14 protein-coding genes are annotated in these 16,872 nt (G+C 38.4%); 9 read left to right on the plus strand and 5 right to left on the minus strand.

Annotated elements, in window-relative coordinates:
* The first annotated feature begins 45 nt into the window (after positions 1–45).
* From BW142_RS14800 to BW142_RS14810, 3 genes are read left to right on the plus strand one after another with little or no spacing between them, the layout of a single operon-like run.
* Entirely contained in the window at positions 46–1,221 is a 1,176-nt protein-coding gene (locus BW142_RS14800) for a methyltransferase (protein WP_076925342.1), read from the plus strand.
* 30 nt (positions 1,222–1,251) lie between these two features.
* Positions 1,252–1,914 (plus strand): carbonate dehydratase, encoded by a 663-nt coding sequence (gene can, locus BW142_RS14805; RefSeq protein ID WP_007582103.1) that lies wholly within the window; start codon positions 1,252–1,254, stop codon positions 1,912–1,914.
* Positions 1,915–1,918: 4 nt separating this feature from the next.
* Positions 1,919–2,563 (plus strand): NAD(P)H-binding protein, encoded by a 645-nt coding sequence (locus BW142_RS14810; RefSeq protein WP_076925343.1) that lies wholly within the window; start codon positions 1,919–1,921, stop codon positions 2,561–2,563.
* Between the two features lie 44 nt (positions 2,564–2,607).
* Here BW142_RS14810 and BW142_RS14815 read toward each other — a convergent pair whose 3' ends face one another.
* Positions 2,608–2,871 (minus strand): accessory factor UbiK family protein, encoded by a 264-nt coding sequence (locus BW142_RS14815; protein ID WP_024600398.1) that lies wholly within the window; start codon positions 2,869–2,871, stop codon positions 2,608–2,610.
* Between the two features lie 161 nt (positions 2,872–3,032).
* On the opposite strand from BW142_RS14815, the gene rep reads away from it, so the two are divergent.
* A complete protein-coding gene (gene rep, locus BW142_RS14820; protein ID WP_024605304.1) occupies positions 3,033–5,051 on the plus strand; it encodes a DNA helicase Rep in 2,019 nt (672 codons plus the stop codon).
* Positions 5,052–5,066: 15 nt separating this feature from the next.
* On the opposite strand, the gene BW142_RS14825 is transcribed toward rep, so the two are convergent.
* From BW142_RS14825 to elbB, 3 genes are all read right to left on the minus strand, one after another.
* On the minus strand, positions 5,067–7,631 hold the full coding sequence (locus BW142_RS14825; RefSeq protein WP_076925344.1) for a diguanylate cyclase: 2,565 nt from the start codon (positions 7,629–7,631) through the stop codon (positions 5,067–5,069).
* A 164-nt stretch (positions 7,632–7,795) separates the two neighbouring features.
* Positions 7,796–8,191, minus strand: coding sequence for a cytochrome c5 family protein (locus BW142_RS14830; protein ID WP_007582093.1), 396 nt, complete (start codon positions 8,189–8,191; stop codon positions 7,796–7,798).
* A gap of 226 nt (positions 8,192–8,417) precedes the next feature.
* Positions 8,418–9,065, minus strand: a complete 648-nt coding sequence (gene elbB / locus BW142_RS14835) for an isoprenoid biosynthesis glyoxalase ElbB (RefSeq protein ID WP_076925345.1) — start codon at positions 9,063–9,065, stop codon at positions 8,418–8,420.
* Positions 9,066–9,589: 524 nt separating this feature from the next.
* On the opposite strand from elbB, the gene polA reads away from it, so the two are divergent.
* From polA to BW142_RS14850, 3 genes are all read left to right on the plus strand, one after another.
* Positions 9,590–12,325, plus strand: coding sequence for a DNA polymerase I (gene polA / locus BW142_RS14840; protein ID WP_076925346.1), 2,736 nt, complete (start codon positions 9,590–9,592; stop codon positions 12,323–12,325).
* Positions 12,326–12,815: 490 nt separating this feature from the next.
* Positions 12,816–13,403 (plus strand): YceI family protein, encoded by a 588-nt coding sequence (locus BW142_RS14845; protein WP_076925347.1) that lies wholly within the window; start codon positions 12,816–12,818, stop codon positions 13,401–13,403.
* Complete coding sequence (locus tag BW142_RS14850; protein ID WP_076925348.1) at positions 13,400–13,918, plus strand: DUF1285 domain-containing protein; 519 nt, start codon at positions 13,400–13,402, stop codon at positions 13,916–13,918. The genes BW142_RS14845 and BW142_RS14850 overlap by 4 nt, the downstream gene beginning before the upstream one ends.
* 9 nt (positions 13,919–13,927) lie before the next feature.
* Here BW142_RS14850 and yihA read toward each other — a convergent pair whose 3' ends face one another.
* Positions 13,928–14,596 (minus strand): ribosome biogenesis GTP-binding protein YihA/YsxC, encoded by a 669-nt coding sequence (gene yihA, locus BW142_RS14855; RefSeq protein ID WP_076925349.1) that lies wholly within the window; start codon positions 14,594–14,596, stop codon positions 13,928–13,930.
* 281 nt (positions 14,597–14,877) lie between these two features.
* Between yihA and BW142_RS14860 the strand changes: the two genes are divergently transcribed.
* Positions 14,878–15,510 (plus strand): c-type cytochrome, encoded by a 633-nt coding sequence (locus BW142_RS14860; protein ID WP_024600405.1) that lies wholly within the window; start codon positions 14,878–14,880, stop codon positions 15,508–15,510.
* 753 nt (positions 15,511–16,263) lie between these two features.
* Positions 16,264–16,860: a Der GTPase-activating protein YihI gene (gene yihI / locus BW142_RS14865; RefSeq protein WP_076925350.1), complete on the plus strand. Its 597-nt coding sequence runs from the start codon at positions 16,264–16,266 to the stop codon at positions 16,858–16,860.
* The last annotated feature ends 12 nt before the right edge of the window (positions 16,861–16,872 follow it).

Consider the following 16,872-nt stretch of genomic DNA (forward strand, 5'->3'; position numbering starts at 1 on the left):
CACTGAGCTGATATAATTAATTGTCTTTTTATTTTTTAAGCTGTTATGACTTTAGCCGAGCAATTTTTTGCACTTGATTCACTTTTAATGAGCCATCGTCAGTATTGGCAGTGCACCGCGTTTGATTTTGACACTATTCCTTGGCCAGAGCTGCAAGGCATGCTTAACGAACTAACTGATGATCAGGTAACCGTTCTTGATAACGATCAAAATCAGCTATACAAATTTTTTAGCCAACACATAAACCAACTTGATGAACTTGCTAAGCTATGTGAGTTACCTAGCTCTGCACACTCTCGAGTCGACTATCCATTTTGGATAAGTAACGGGATTAAAGGTCGTAAGTTTGATCAGTTACAAGATTTTGTATCTGCATTACCTACTACTAATCAACCGGTTTTAGAGTGGTGTGCGGGTAAAGGGCACTTAGGGCGAATGCTTGCTTTTAATGGCGCAAGTAATGTGCATAGTATTGAGCTGCAACAAAGCTTATGCGAGCAAGGGCAAAAAAGTGCACAGCAACAAGGCTTAGCAATGCACTTTAGCCAAGCTGATGTATTAAAAGACGATATCACTCAATTTTTTAATGCTGATATGCATGCCGTAGCGCTACACGCATGTGGTGGTTTGCACCAAGCATTTATGCGCCAAGCAAGTTTGGCGAAAGTTCAGCAAATTAGCTTTTCACCTTGTTGCTATCATTTATTTACGGCTAATGAGTACCGTGTAATGAGTGAGGTTGCAAATCAAAGCAAGCTTAACCTAATGCATCGCGATTTAAAGCTCGCATTACAAGAAACCGTTACAGCACCTTCTCGCCTGGAAAAAGTACGCAAAACAGAACTAGAATGGCGACTTGGTTTTGACGCACTTAGAAAATCGATTACTGGCGAGCAATATTATGTAAGCGTACCTTCGGTTAACAAAGCTATATTCTCAGATTCGTTTAAATCATTTTGTGCATGGGCTGCAGACAAAAAGGCAATAAACCTACCGCAAGATACTGATTATAATAAATATTTGGATATTGGGATTGCTCGAAAAAAAGTAACTGACCGAGTTGAACTGGTTCGACATGTGTTCAGAAGGGCAATTGAGGTTTGGCTTGTGCTCGATCGTGCTTTATATTTGCAACAGCAAGGCTATCAGGTGAGCGTGAATACTTTTTGTGAAAAGCAGTTAACGCCTCGTAATATTTTGATTCTTGCTAATATCCATTAAATTTCCGTCCTCGACTTAATAAGAGATGCAATGAGAAAGTTAAAAAATTTATTCGATAACAATAAACGTTGGGCTGCACGTACAAGCGAAGCTGATCCTGAGTTTTTTAAAATTTTATCAATGCAACAAAATCCAGAGTATCTATGGATTGGTTGTTCAGACTCTCGTGTACCTGCTAATCAAATAGTTGATTTATTACCAGGCGAATTATTTGTACATCGTAACGTTGCTAACGTGGTTGTACACACTGACCATAACTGTTTGTCGGTTATGCAGTACGCTGTAGAGGTTTTAAAAGTAAAACATATCATGGTAGTAGGTCACTATGGCTGTGGTGGCGTACAAGCCGTTTTAAACAATGCAAAATTCGGCTTTATTGATAATTGGCTACGCCACGTAGGGGATGTAAAAGAAAAGCATCTTGAACAACTTGATGCAATGCCAGAAAGCGAACGTTTAAGCCGCCTTATTGAGCTAAATGTAATTGAGCAAGTACGTAATGTATGCCGTACTAACATTGTGCAAGATGCGTGGGAACGCGGCCAAGAGCTAAGCGTTCATGGTTGGGTTTATGGTTTAGAAAACGGCCATCTTCATGATTTAGAATCTGTTGTAACGTGCGCGAGTGAAGAAACGCAAAGCTACAAAAAAGCAGTGCAGCACGTACTTAATAAAGTGGGCGAAAATAAATAAATTTATGACTAATACGGCGATATTAATAGGTGCTACAGGTTTGGTCGGTAATGAGTTGCTACACAAGCTACTTAATATCGATCGTTATACTAAAGTGGTTACGTTAAGTCGTCGGGCTTTGCCTATTACACACGCAAAGCTAGTTAATCACGTTATTGATTTTGAAAAATTAACTCAATACGTTGAGCTTTTTAAAGGTGACGTATTGTTTTCGTGTTTGGGTACAACCCGTAAACGGGCGGGCTCTACACAAGCTCAGCGTAAAGTAGATTTTGATTATCAGTTTATAGCGGCGCAGTTAGCGGCATGTAATGGTGTTACGCATTACTGCTTAGTGTCATCAAGCGGGGCGAACACGCACAGTAATAGTGCTTATTTGAAAATGAAGGGTGAGCTTGAGCAACATATTAAAGCACTCCCTTTTGATAAAATAAGTATTTTACAACCGTCTTTATTATTAGGTGATCGTGAGCAATTTAGAGTGGCAGAAAAGATAGGCAGTATTATTTTTCCTGTTATTACACGATTTGCGTTTTTAAAGCGTTACAAACCAATAACTGGCGAGCAAGTTGCGCAAAAAATGCTGAGTGTGAGTTTCGCGCAGCAGGTTAAGTTATCTTACTATGTACTTGATGAGCTATTTGAATAAACTTAGTAAAGCGCAAAAAGGCAGCCTAAGCTGCCTTTTTTTAATTATTCAGCGTCAGTTTTAGTGCTAAGTTGTTGCTCAAGTAAGGCAACTTTAGCTTCAAGCTCAGTTAACTTTTCGCGAGTACGAATAAGTACTTGGCTTTGCACATCAAATTCTTCACGGCTCACAAAGTCCATCTCAGCAAGCTTGTTTTGTAAAACTTGCTTTGTTTTACCTTCGAGTGTGTCTGCTAGGTTTTTTACACCTTGTGGCATATTGCTAGTAATTTGCTTAGCAATTTCTTCAAGTTTTGCTGGGTTGATCATAATTGTCCCTTCGGCATTGCCTAAATGATAATAACTAATATTACCTTATACCCACGGTATTTAACACATGATCATCTTTACCTTAATTAATTAAGGCAATTGCTATGCTCGCAGTAATGGTTACGTTAAAATTGTGCGTCTTTTAAATTTCTTTGGTCGTTATGAAACTCAATCCTAAACAAGATGAAGCCGTAAAATATATTAGTGGTCCCTGCTTAGTACTCGCGGGCGCAGGCTCTGGTAAAACCCGTGTTATTACTAATAAAATCGCTTATTTAGTGAAAAAATGTGAGTACAAAGCGCGAAATATAGCCGCTGTTACTTTTACCAATAAAGCAGCCAAAGAAATGCGTGAGAGAGTACTGCAAACGCTTGGTAAACAAGACGCTAAAGGTTTATGGGTATCAACGTTTCATACACTTGGTTTAGAAATAATAAAAAAAGAGTTAAGTACATTAGGGTTTAAACCCGGCTTTTCGTTATTTGATGATCAAGATACCAATCAGCTTCTTAGTGAACTCACCGAGGATGAGCTAAAAAAAGACAAGGACTTACTCAAACTACTTAAAATGGAAATTGGTAGTTGGAAAAATGAATTAGTACTGCCAGAGCAAGCAATACGCGAAGCGCGTGATGCGCAAAAGGCATTGTTTGCACAGCTGTATGCTCGCTATCAAAATCAGCTACGTGCTTATAACGCACTGGATTTTGATGATTTAATTATGATCCCTACTTTGTTACTTACTAATAACGCCACGTCTCGTGAGCGCTGGCAGCAACGCTTTAAATACTTGCTGGTGGATGAGTATCAAGATACCAATACAAGCCAATATCAACTTGTTAAATTGCTAGTAGGCGAGCGTGCCCGTTTTACTGTGGTAGGTGATGACGATCAATCAATTTACTCATGGCGTGGTGCTCGCCCACAAAACTTAGTGTTATTAGGTAAAGACTACCCAGGGCTTAGACTTATAAAGCTTGAGCAAAACTATCGAAGTGCAGGACGAATACTAAAAGCGGCTAACATTTTAATTGCGAATAACCCACATGACATAGAAAAAAAGTTATTTAGTGAACTAGGTTATGGTGAGCCGATTAAAGTAATAGGGTGCCGCGATGAAGAGCATGAATCTGAACGTGTGGTTGCTGAAATAATTTCACATAAGTTTATGAAGCGCACAAGCTATAAAGATTACGCTATTTTATATCGTGGTAATCATCAAGCACGTGGCTTTGAAAAATCTTTAATGAGTAACCGTATCCCTTATAAAATTAGTGGTGGTATGTCGTTTTTTGCTCGTTCAGAAATTAAAGATATTATGGCGTATTTACGTTTGCTAGTTAATCAAGATGATGACAATGCATTTTTACGTATTGTAAATACACCACGACGCGAAATAGGCACGGTCACACTTGAAAAGCTTGGAACGCTCGCTAACGAAAAGCACGCGAGCTTGTTTGCTACTTGTTTTGATAACGATTTAGGTTATAGATTAAAAGGGCGTGGCTTTAATGCGCTTGCTGGGTTTGCACGCTGGGTTGTTGAGCTATCTGATAACGCAGTACGTGGTGATACGCTCGAAGCTGTTAAAGACTTAGTGCGTAACATTAATTACGAGGCATATTTGTACGAGTCGTCACCGAGCGCAAAAGCCGCTGAAATGCGTATGAAAAACGTATCTGAATTGTATCGCTGGATCACCGATATGTTGACAGGTGATGCCGACAACGAACCAATGACATTAGCTGAGGTTGTTAGCAAGCTAACCCTTCGGGATATGCTAGAGCGCAACGAAGAAGAAGATGAAACCGATGCAGTGCACTTATCAACACTACATGCATCAAAGGGCCTAGAGTATCCGTACGTATTTATGGTGGGTATGGAAGAGGGCTTACTTCCGCATCAGGTAAGTATTGATGAAGATAACGTAGATGAAGAACGTCGGTTAGCTTATGTTGGTATTACTCGTGCACAGCAGGAGTTAACACTTACTTATGCAAAAATACGTCGTCAATTTGGTGAAACCTCACAAACTGAGTTAAGCCGATTTGTACAGGAATTACCGCAGGACGATCTCGCATTCGAAAACAAAAAAGCGCCAAATACGCAAGCAGAGCGAATGGAAAAAGGCCAAGCAAGAGTCGCTAACCTTCGTGCAATGTTTAAAAAGCCTGAGTAATACTTCAGGCTAATTTTATAAAGACTGGGTTACTTGTATTTCAGGTAACTCAGAGCACACTAGAGCGTGTTGTTTTCCCACAAAAAATGCCAAACCGTGTTTGTCTAGTAAAGCTCTAAAATTGAGTATCGATGGTCCTTTAGCAATAACTTTCATTGCTTTTAGCTTCGTAATTGCTAGCACACCTTGTAGCTGAAAATCGTAACTTTCTTGTTGTAAAACACGTTTACTAAAGGTCGAGCTAAGTAACAGATAATCAAAGTTAATATCGGTTAGTAAATTCAGTTCGCATCTATCTTTAGCAAAATTGTTTAAACCAATCGAATAGCCTAGTTGCGGCAGCTTTTTGAGGTTTTCTATTTGTGTTGCACTTGCATGGCGAATCTCTTGCTCATCAAATAGCAAACAGAGCTGGCTATGTCCTTGTTGTTTATTTAGCGTATCTGTAAATAAAACAAATTCGTGCTCCTCAAGTAGTAAACCAGAACAAGGAACCAGCGCCATAGTTACATTTGCGGTAATTGCTTGTGCATAAGCGCGTTGTAATAACTGTAACTCTATCTCGAGGTGCTGTTCTTTATCTGATGCAAACTTTTTCAAAATATCAAAGCTAGTAAAGCCAAGTATTGGGTGTTCACCAAATGCTTCAAATAAAGATTCAGACTGATGCTGCTCATCAAGCGTAATTATTTCTGAGCCTCTAAAGCTCATAGGTAATATATCAAGGTGATGTTGTGCTTTTAGAGCCTGCGCAGGTATTGATTGTGTTAGTAACGGATGAAATAGCTCGTAGCGATTTTTTCCTGAGTTTTTAGCGTGATACATTGCGGCATCAGCATCACGAATAATTTCATCCGTATGCATATAGCTTTTCTTTGAATAGGTTATCCCTATACTTGCACCACTTTGTAAATATTCCCCTTTAAGGCAAAAAGGCTTTTCCATTAAGTCGATAATGCGATTTGCAACATCTTCTGCTTGTTGAGGCTCAGTTAAATGCGTTAATAAAATAACAAACTCATCGCCACCTAAGCGTGCTAGTAAATCGTGTTCGCGGATACATTGGGCGAATAACTCACTAACATTAATTAAAAACTGATCGCCAGCATGGTGGCCCAACTGGTCATTAATATCTTTAAATTTATCTAAATCGATAAATAAAACGGCAAAGTGATGCTCAGGAAAACGTTGATAATGTTGTAGCGTTTTTTCAAGCTGAGTTAAAAATAGGCTACGATTAGGTAAGCTAGTAAGTGAATCATGATGTGCATCATGATAAAGCTGTTGCTCTATTTTTTTACGCTCATCAATTTGCATTTGTAAGTGAAGATTAGTTTGGCGCAATTCTTTGGTTTTTTCGTTTACTCTAAATTCGAGTTCTTGGTGGCTTTTTGCAATCGCTTGATTGGCTAGCTTTGCCTGCAAAACAGTTGCAATTTGATGTGATACAAAGGTAATTAACTCGCAATCATCTTGGCTGAAAATATGTTTATTATCGTAAGCTTGGCAAACAATAAGGCCGATAACACCTTGAGCGGTTTTAAGTGGAGCGCCTAGCCAACTGGTGGCCATTTGCTCTTTTTGTACAGGCTTGGCTCTTTGTACTACACCGCTTTCTATTAATTCTTTTGCCCTACATGGGTGTATTAGTTGCGTTTCTTCAGTGCTTATTACCAATTCACTATAACCTTTAGCAAAGCGTCTTGGTTGTGTATTTTCTTTAAATTCATCAACACAATAAGGAAAGCTTATCCAGCCAGACTCTTTATCATAAAGTGCAATATATAAGTTTTCTGCATAGGTAATTGTTTTTATTATTTGATGTATCTTAAAGTAAGCATCATCAAGATTTTTAGCTTGCGTTGCTATTTCAGATATTTTGAACAGAATTTGTTGACGTTGAAGTGCGCGTTTACGTTGCTCTATTTCAAGGTTTAATGCATCGTTACTTTGAGTGAGTGCTCGGGTGCGAATTTTTACTTCCGATTCAAGGAGCTCTCGTTTTTTTACACGCTCTATTGCAGTTGCTAAATAAAGCGACATAAACTCGAGTAATTGTATTTGTTGTGAACTATAACCTTGTTTTGTATCGTAACTTTGCGCTGCTAATACACCAATAATATTATGTTCTTGGTAAACAGGTACACCTACCCAATGCTCTGCTGGTGTGCCTAATGCTTTAAATAAGCCTTCGGTTGCAGCGTCTTGCATTTGCTTCTTTGTAAAGCATGTTGTTTTACCTTGCTTAAACACATAACCAGTTGCTCCTTCATCAAAGCTATTTGATTGATTAAGGGCAACAGCAATACCGTCTTTCTCATCTGAGAAGTAAGATAGCTCTAATGATTGACTGTGTTGATTTAATAGCACCACATAAAAGCTTTTACTCGGTACATACTTTTGTAAAATATCGTGGATGGCAGGGTATAATAGAGTTAGCTCGGCAACAGTACTAGCTTGCTCTGATAATTGGATCAGCGCACTTTGTAAGTGATGTGATTGTTTGTATTTTTTTAGTAGCGCTTTAAGACGTTTATTTTGATACGCTAATTTACTCGATACAGGGTGTTTATCTTCCAATGATCTAACCGGCTATTTTTATTGTATAGTTATTAGCCTTATACTTTCACTTTTAGCGCTTATCGTCAAGTTGATATTCGTACTACCATACTGGCTAGAAACACTATTTTAGGTATTAAAAAAGGCTTACCGAAGTAAACCTTTTTTGTGTATTTCAGCTGTATTTACTTAGATGTCATGAAGTCGATAGCTGCGCTTATCTCATCATCAGAACAATCCATACAGGTGCCTTTTGGAGGCATAGCATTAAAGCCATTTAGTGCATGTTCAAGTAAAGTGTCTTTACCTTTAGCTATACGTGGAGCCCAATCGTCAGGCGATTTAGGCGCGCCTAGTGCACCAGTACCGTGACATGCAAAACATGCACCTTGATACACTTGCTCACCAGAACGAGGACCAGTAGGCGCAGCTGCTACAGCAGCTTTGTCGCCTTCAAGGTATACAGCACCAACCGGCGCGAGACGTGCTTTAATTGCATCTTCAGTCATAGAGTTATCATATGGCTGTGCGTATGCTGTGGTTGCTAGCATTAATAATGCTGCAGCTGTTAATTTTTTCATTTTGCCTTGCTCACTTCGATTTGAACGTGATCAATCACGATTAAAGATGACGGAAATTAAACCGATTATAACTCTCTGAGCCAATTTATAAAATGCTAAGAGGCGTTTTTATTAATAAAACTGACTACTTTTTGCGTTAACGCAATAAAATTTAATTATTTACTGTTTTTCGTTAAGCAATTTAATAATTGCAAACAGTCATACAATTAACTTTTAGATCCTAAGATCAATTTATTGATAATACGCTACTAACGAGTTTTTCGATCCCTGCATCGGCTTCAAGAATTGATTGCGCAAGCATATAAGCAGGGGTGGTAACTAGCTTATTTGGCTGATCAATAACAACATCATCTACTGCACAATTTATATGTTTAGCGCCTAATGTGCTTAGCGCTTGTGCTGTCTCTGCATCGTTACCGATAGTAAGTACAGCGTTATCGTAAATAAATGGGATCAAAGCGGGTGCAATACACATATAACCAGCAGGCTTATTTTCTTTTGCAAATGATTTACAAGCATTAAGTACGTCTTTATTAATATTTGCTTTTACGCCTTTAATTGCAAAGTCACATAAGTTTTTTGCAGCGCCAAAACCGCCAGGTACAATTAATGCGTCAAACTGAGTTACATCTAGTTCAAGCAGCGATTTAATGTCACCCCGTGCAATACGAGCCGCTTCTGTTAATACATTACGTTTATCAGGCATTACTTCGCCCGTTAAATAGTTAATGGTATGAAGTTGTTCAATATCCGGTGCAAAACACTGATAAGTTGCGCCATTTTTGGCTATATGTAATAAAGTTAAAATTGCTTCATTAATTTCACTACCATCGTACACACCACATCCTGCTAATATTACCGCTACGTTTTTCATGCTTTTGTGCCCCTAAAGTCTTTTTTATAAGTCGATCGGATGAAGTCTAACATGCTCAAAATTTCTCGCGAAAATAAATTTCTAGTTCAAAAATCATTCTCTATGCAAGTTGTTTTGCGGTTTATGCCATTTGCGATCACTTTGCCTTTAAAAAAATTATAAAGGATCGCTATGATCTTCGATCCATTGTGCTAGAATACTCCTCCGGTTATTTAAATGGACGCGAATAATCAAAGTGAATAACAACACAAGCAGTCGTTAGAAAACCTTTTTCCACATTGGTTTAAAATAATAAAAAAAGAACCTCGTATTATCTTTTTTAAATTAAAACATACAGTTAAAGTATTTTCTAGGCATTTTACAATGCTTTGGAAGGATAGCTCGTGGCTGTTATCTACACACTTATCCACAGCTTGCTATAGTTTTAATAACACGATAAGCAGTAATTCACAGTCGTTTTATTTACTACCTTATGGCATGCTTATAATTACCTTAATTTTTTGCATTTAGGATCCAAATTCACCATGGCTCAGATCCCCGAAAACCCACTTATTTTAGTTGATGGCTCGTCATATTTATTTCGTGCTTATCATTCTCCGCCGCATTTAACTAATTCTAAAGGTGAAGCTACGGGCGCTATTTATGGCGTGATCAACATGCTTAAAAGCTTGATCAGACAATATGATCCCTCACATATGGTGGTTATATTTGATGCTAAAGGTAAAACGTTCCGTAACGATATGTATAGCGAATATAAGGCAAATCGTCCCCCTATGCCGGATGACTTACGCACTCAAATAGCACCTATACACAGTATTATTAAAGCGATGGGCTTTCCGCTAATTAGTATTGAAGGCGTTGAAGCTGATGATGTTATTGGTACATTTGCACGTATAGCATCAGAGCAAAAAAGACATGTCTTAGTCTCTACTGGAGACAAAGACATGGCACAGCTTGTTAATGAACACGTTACGCTAATAAACACGATGACCGACAGTATTTCAGATCCCGTTACTGTGGTTGAAAAATTTGGTGTAGGCCCTGAACTTATTATCGATTACTTAGCATTAATGGGTGATAAGGTCGATAACATTCCCGGTGTTGAAGGTTGTGGACCTAAAACTGCGGTTAAATGGTTAGAAAAATATGGCTCTCTTCAAGGTGTGATGGATCATGCCAGTGAGATTAAAGGTAAAATAGGTGAAAAGTTAGCAATTGCGCTTGATCATCTTCCTTTGAGCTACGAACTTGCGACAATTAAGTGCGATGTTGAAGTGGAATCTGACCTTGATACATTCAAACTTCAAGAGCCTAACAAAGACGAATTAATTGCATTATATGGTGAGTGCGAATTCCGTCGTTGGTTAGCTGAGTTACTTGATAACCCTAAAGATGCAGAAACACACCTAGCGGTACCTACCGAAGCGACTGAATTACCAAAAGTAGAAGACGCTCATTACGAAACTATTTTAACTGAGGCGCAATTTGGTACGCTAATAGAGCAATTAAATAGTGCTGAGTTATTTGCATTTGATACTGAAACAACCAGCCTTGATTACATGAAAGCGCAATTGGTGGGTATGAGCTTTGCCGTAAAAGCGGGTGAAGCTGTGTATTTACCTATAGCGCATGACTACCCGGGTGCGCCTGAACAATTAAGCCTTGAATTTGTAATGCAAAAGCTGGGTCCAATTTTAGCAGATGAAAATAAAGCAAAAGTAGGGCAAAACCTCAAATATGACAAAAGCGTATTAGCGAATGCAGGCTTTGCGCTAAATGGTATTAAGTTTGACACCATGCTTGAGTCGTATGTATTTAATAGTGTAGGCACGCGTCACGATATGGACTCGTTAGCACTTAAATACCTAGGTCATAAAAATATTAGCTTTGAAGATATTGCTGGAAAAGGCAAAAAGCAACTTACCTTTAACCAAATTGAACTTGAAAAAGCAGCGCCTTACGCCGCAGAAGATGCCGATATTACTTTGCGTTTACACGAAGTGCTTTGGCCAAAAATTGAAGCTGATGAAAAGCTAAAATCGGTATTTGAAGATATAGAAATGCCGCTAGTTAGTGTGATTTCTGATATTGAACGCACCGGTGTTGCGATAGATAGCAATATGCTTGCAGCGCATAGCCAGCGCTTAGGTGAGCGTTTAATTGAGCTTGAAAAAGAGGCGTTTGAAATAGCTGGCGAACCATTTAATTTAAGTTCTCCAAAACAACTACAAGTATTGTTGTTTGAAAAGCTTGGGTTACCTATTATTAAAAAAACACCTAAAGGTGCACCTTCTACCGCAGAAGAAGTACTGCAGGAGCTTGCTCATGATTATCCGCTACCTAAAGTAATTATAGAGCACCGTGGTTTATCAAAGCTTAAATCAACTTACACCGATAAATTACCATTAATGGTCAATGAGAAAACCCAGCGTGTACATACGTCTTATCATCAGGCAATTACAGCTACGGGACGCTTGAGTTCAACTGATCCTAATTTACAAAATATTCCTATTCGTTCAGAAGAAGGGCGTCGTATTCGTGAAGCGTTTATAGCTGCAGATGGTTATAAAATTGTCGCTGCCGATTACAGTCAAATTGAGCTGCGTATTATGGCGCATCTTTCACAAGACAAAGGTCTATTAAATGCATTTGCTAACGGCTTAGATGTACATAGTGCAACTGCCGCTGAAGTATTTGGTGTAGAGCTTGATGATGTAACTACCGATATGCGCCGTAAGGCGAAAGCAGTTAACTTTGGCTTAATTTACGGTATGTCGGCATTTGGTTTAGCACGTCAATTAGATGTACCACGCCATGAAGCGCAGCATTATATAGATAAATATTTTGAGCGTTTTCCTGGTGTATTAGAGTACATGGAAACAACACGCGAAAAAGCAGCTGAAAATGGCTACGTTGAAACTATTTTTGGACGACGTTTACATTTACCAGAAATAAACGCACGTAATGGGGCGCGCAGGAAAGGAGCCGAACGTGCTGCTATAAACGCACCAATGCAAGGTACTGCCGCCGATATTATTAAAAAAGCAATGCTGAGCGTTAACCGTTGGGTACACGAACAAGCACCAAATACAATTAAACTACTTATGCAAGTACACGATGAATTGGTATTTGAAATTAAAACAGACTGCGCAGAACAATACACAAAACATATTTGCGAACTGATGTCGCAAGCTGCTGCGCTAGATGTACCACTTATAGTTGAAGCCGATGAAGGTGACAACTGGGAACAAGCCCATTAATGCAGTTTAAGCATTTTAATTAAAGCGCCTTTTGGCGCTTTTTTTATGTTTAATAAAAATGGCGAATAACAGCGGTTCATTCAGGTATATGCAAGCTTTAGTTAAAATAAGGTTAATTTAAGCAACTATTTGTATTAAATAGTTATATGTTCGTCAATTCGAGCTGTTTTACAGGAATATGATTGTATTTTAATGCGTGCTTTTGTTAAAGTCCCGCCTGTCCTATCCTGTAGGACATCCTGTTGATGATGCATCTGAAAGGGTGCAACAAATTGATAGCTTCTCCCCAGTTTGCTATACCGGCCTACCAACTTGTTTGGTGGGCCGTTTTTTGTTTTACGCCTGAAAATCCTATTTAATTAATTCTTTATTGCGCCATACCAATTGTATTATTCATTCGTCATTTCGAGGTGGTTTGGGTACATCGCAGGTGATACCATCGAAGCGATATTATTTTTATTCTTTTCATTTTATTACTAAGGAGTGCGTTATGTTTAAAGCATTAGCTATTGCAGGTTTTTCTTTATCAAGTTTAGTTATTTCTAATGTTGCTCAGGCCAATTGGCAGCTAGTGAATGATAAAAGCCAACTAAGCTTTGTTTCAATTAAAAAAGATTCGATTGCTGAAGCTCACCATTTTACTAACCTTGAAGGTATGCTTTCTGATAAAGGTGAGTTTAGCGTTAATGTTGATTTAACATCAGCTGAAACTTTAATTCCTATTCGTAATGAGCGTTTAACGTCATTGTTGTTCGAAGCGAATAAATTTCCAAATGCTGTTTTAATTGCAAATTTAACTAAAGAACTGAGTAATATTAAAAAGCCTGGTCAATATGTATTGAAGGGTATTAAAGCTGAGCTTGATTTTCACGGTAATAAAAAGCCATTGGCAATTGATGTACTCGTTAGCAGCACGCAAAGTGGTGATTTAACGGTATCATCATTAACACCTATTATTATTAATAGTGCTGATTTTGGTGTAACCGAAGGCGTTAAAAAGCTGCAAGAGCTAGCGGGCTTACCTTCAATTGCAACAGCAGTACCTGTTACTTTTGCAATTACACTTAAAAAGCAGTGATTTCTTTAAGTGAGCTTAGCAAGCAATTAAGCGAGCCAAGCAAACCTTTTGATAGTTGGCAGCCAACTCATTGTGGTGAACTGCCAATTGTCATTAATCATGAGGGGAAATGGTTTTACGATGGCTGCGAAATAACACGCCTAGCCATGGTGAAGCTGTTTGCTTCTGTTTTATGTAAAGAAGGTGAGCTATTTTATTTAAAAACACCGGCCGAAAAAATAACAATAACGGTTGATGATGCGCCGTTTATTATTGTTGATTGGCGTTTTGAAAATACAGCGCAAGGGCCGGTGTTGTGTTGTATTGATAATTTAGCTAGGCAGTGGTTAGTGAGCGCTCAGCAACCCTTAGTTATAAAAGATTACAAAGGGTCTAAAGTACCTTATTTAAAGCTACCTTATGGCTGTAGTGCGCGTGTTACGCGAAGTGTATTTTATCAGTGGGCTGAAAAAGCCGAGACTGACAAGCTCGGCTATTTTATTAAATCTGCAGGAAAGCAGTTTTATTTATCGTAACGCCAGCGTTTAGGCTTCTGGGTTAGTTTCGTCTGTGATTGTTTCATCGGTAGGTGGTACAGCAATAACAGGACCTAAAAACCACTCATCTAGTTTTTTAGCCACTTCTGGTAAACCCGTGCCTTTTAATGATGAAAATGCATGAACTGTAATATCCCCATCAAGCGCACTTAATTCACGACGAACTTGCAGCACTTGTGATTTACGAGGACCTTGCTTTAGCTTGTCGGCTTTAGTTAATAGAGCCAATACTGGAATTTCACTGCCAATAGCCCAATTAATTAAATCGCGGTCTAAATCTTTTAATGGATGACGAATATCCATTAAAATAACAATACCTTTTAAGCTTTGACGCTTTTGTAGATATTCGCCTAACGACTTCTGCCATTTCTTTTTCATTTCGATTGGTACTTTAGCAAAACCATAGCCTGGTAAATCGATAAGGCGCATATCGTCAACATCAGCTAAATCAAATGTATTGATTAGCTGAGTACGTCCAGGTGTTTTACTTGTACGTGCTAGTTTTTGATCGGTTAATGCATTTAATGCACTCGACTTACCTGCGTTGGAGCGACCGGCAAACGCAACTTCAATTCCCGTATCAGCAGGTAATTTAGTAATGTCGGGAGCGCTTGTTACGAAAGACGCAGTATTATATTTGATACGAGATTTGAGCACAGGCTCTCCTAAAACTTAAAAAAATAACGTTGAGTAAACCAAATTCACTCAGGGCGCGTATTTTATACTATAAAGGATGTATTAAAAAGCGTATTTAACCACCTAAAAACAGCACCTATGGTACATTTAAAACATGTTAAAGCTTAATCTAAGTCAAAACCCTGTAAATTATAAGCTTAATATGTGTAGAAAACGTGCCAGAGAATTTATTATCGTGTAGAATATATGTATTACAGCATCACGATTGTAGATGATACAGGGTCGGAAACAGAGAATTCACCATGAAAAAAATAGCACTATCTTTAACAATATTGCTTGGTGCGTTGTCAGCAAGCAACGCAACAGCATTTGATGGCGATGTAAACGCAGGTAAAGAAAAATCAGCAACGTGTGCGGCTTGTCACGGCCCAGACGGTAATGCGCCGGTTAATATTTACCCTAAAATTGCAGGTCAACATCCAGATTATATCCTTAAGCAACTTCAGGATTTAAAATTAGGTATGACGTCAGGCGGCAAAGAAGGGCGTATGGATCCAGTAATGAGCGCTATGGCTATGCCACTTAGCGAGCAAGACATGAAAGATCTAGCTGCTTATTTTTCTTCAATGAACATGTCTGAAGGTGCTACACCTAAAGATGTTGTTGAAGTTGGCGAAATGCTTTTTAAAGCAGGCGACGCAGAGCGTGGAATTCCATCATGTGCAGCATGTCATGGTCCACGTGGTAATGGCTCGTCACTGGCTAAGTTTCCAAAAATTTCTTTTCAGCATCCAGGATACATCAAGTCTCAACTTGAAAAATTCCGTGATGGTACTCGTCATAATGACTTAAATGGCATGATGGGCGACATTGCAAAGAAATTAACAGATAAAGACATTGAAGTACTTTCTCAGTATTTAGGTGGCTTACACTAAAGTCGTATTTATTTAGCAGTTAATAATAAATAAACTACAATGTGTTAAAAAAGCAGCCCTGGCTGCTTTTTTTGTGTCAAAAATTAACGATATCGCCCGCTTAAATGTAAGACATTGACCATGTTTGGTTGTAGGATAAGTCTTCTTTTTATTCCTTGTTGCACCTTAAGTTGTTATAATTTATGTTAATTTTAATATCCTAATGTAATTAATATAATAAAAGTTATATAAACCAGTTGTAACAAAATCATTAACGAGTAAATTAACCACTGTCGCAAAACAACAATAACAAAACGGAAATAACTATCAAGGAAAGTAACGCGGCATGACTACATAGCATAAGATTAGTGCTACTAAAGGAAATAATAAAAAAGTGTCAGGATGACCGATAATAATAAAAAACTCATGGAAGTTTAATAATAAAAACAAAATGGAATGTAACAAGGAACGTAAAAATAATAACAATACGGACTGATAATAATAAAAATAATAAAGACTAAAAAAAGTCGAAGGGAGAAGTGTCCAGATAATGGCGCTCAGATTAGCAGGCGGTAGAGATGTTTTCTCTACCGCCTTTTTATTTGTCCTGTTACAATACCCACCGTTTAAAATTAGCGATTAATTAGCTAAGGCGCTTTTAAATGGGGAAACCCAACCTCTATAGCGCAAACTGAATTCTTCTGGCTAGGCCAGCACTGCGATGCCCATTAATTTGCGCTTCGCTCAAAACCTCTTAAGTGAGATGATCAAGATATGAGTAGAACTAAAAAGTCACGCAAAAGCCCAGCAAACGGACCTGTTCGTTTAAGCCAAGATAAGCTTAAAGAAATGCGCGCATTAAAAGAGCAGCGAGTTAAAAAAACCAAAGGCGCTAAGCCAGGTTCTCGTAACGCGCCAGATTTACTAGATAGCGAAAGCCACAATGGTGGTCACGCGCCTAAAGATAAGCGTGTAGGCAGTAAAAAGCCAGTACCATTAATTGCAACTGCGCCTGAGCCTAAAGTTGAAATGAAACGCAACTTAAAGCCAACTATTGAGTTGAAAAAGGTAATCGAGCCTGAATTCACACCTGAACAAGAGCTAGAAGCACTTGAGAATGACGAACGTTTACTTAAATTAGTAGAGCGTCATGAAGAAGGTGAAATGCTAACAGGTAAAGATGCTAAGTACTTTAATAGCCGTATTGCTCGTCATCAGGCGTTATGTGAAATTCTTGGTATTGAAGACGAGGATGAAGACGAATTTGAAGATGACCTTGAAGATGATATTGAAAGCAAAGGCAATTCTGATTTCGATCAATACTTATCTGACGATTTAGCCAACGAATGGTTAGATGAAGACGACAAATAGTAAGGATAAATA

It is taken from the genome of Pseudoalteromonas sp. EB27, from assembly GCF_001974875.1.
In the GTDB taxonomy this organism is placed as follows: Bacteria; Pseudomonadota; Gammaproteobacteria; order Enterobacterales; family Alteromonadaceae; genus Pseudoalteromonas.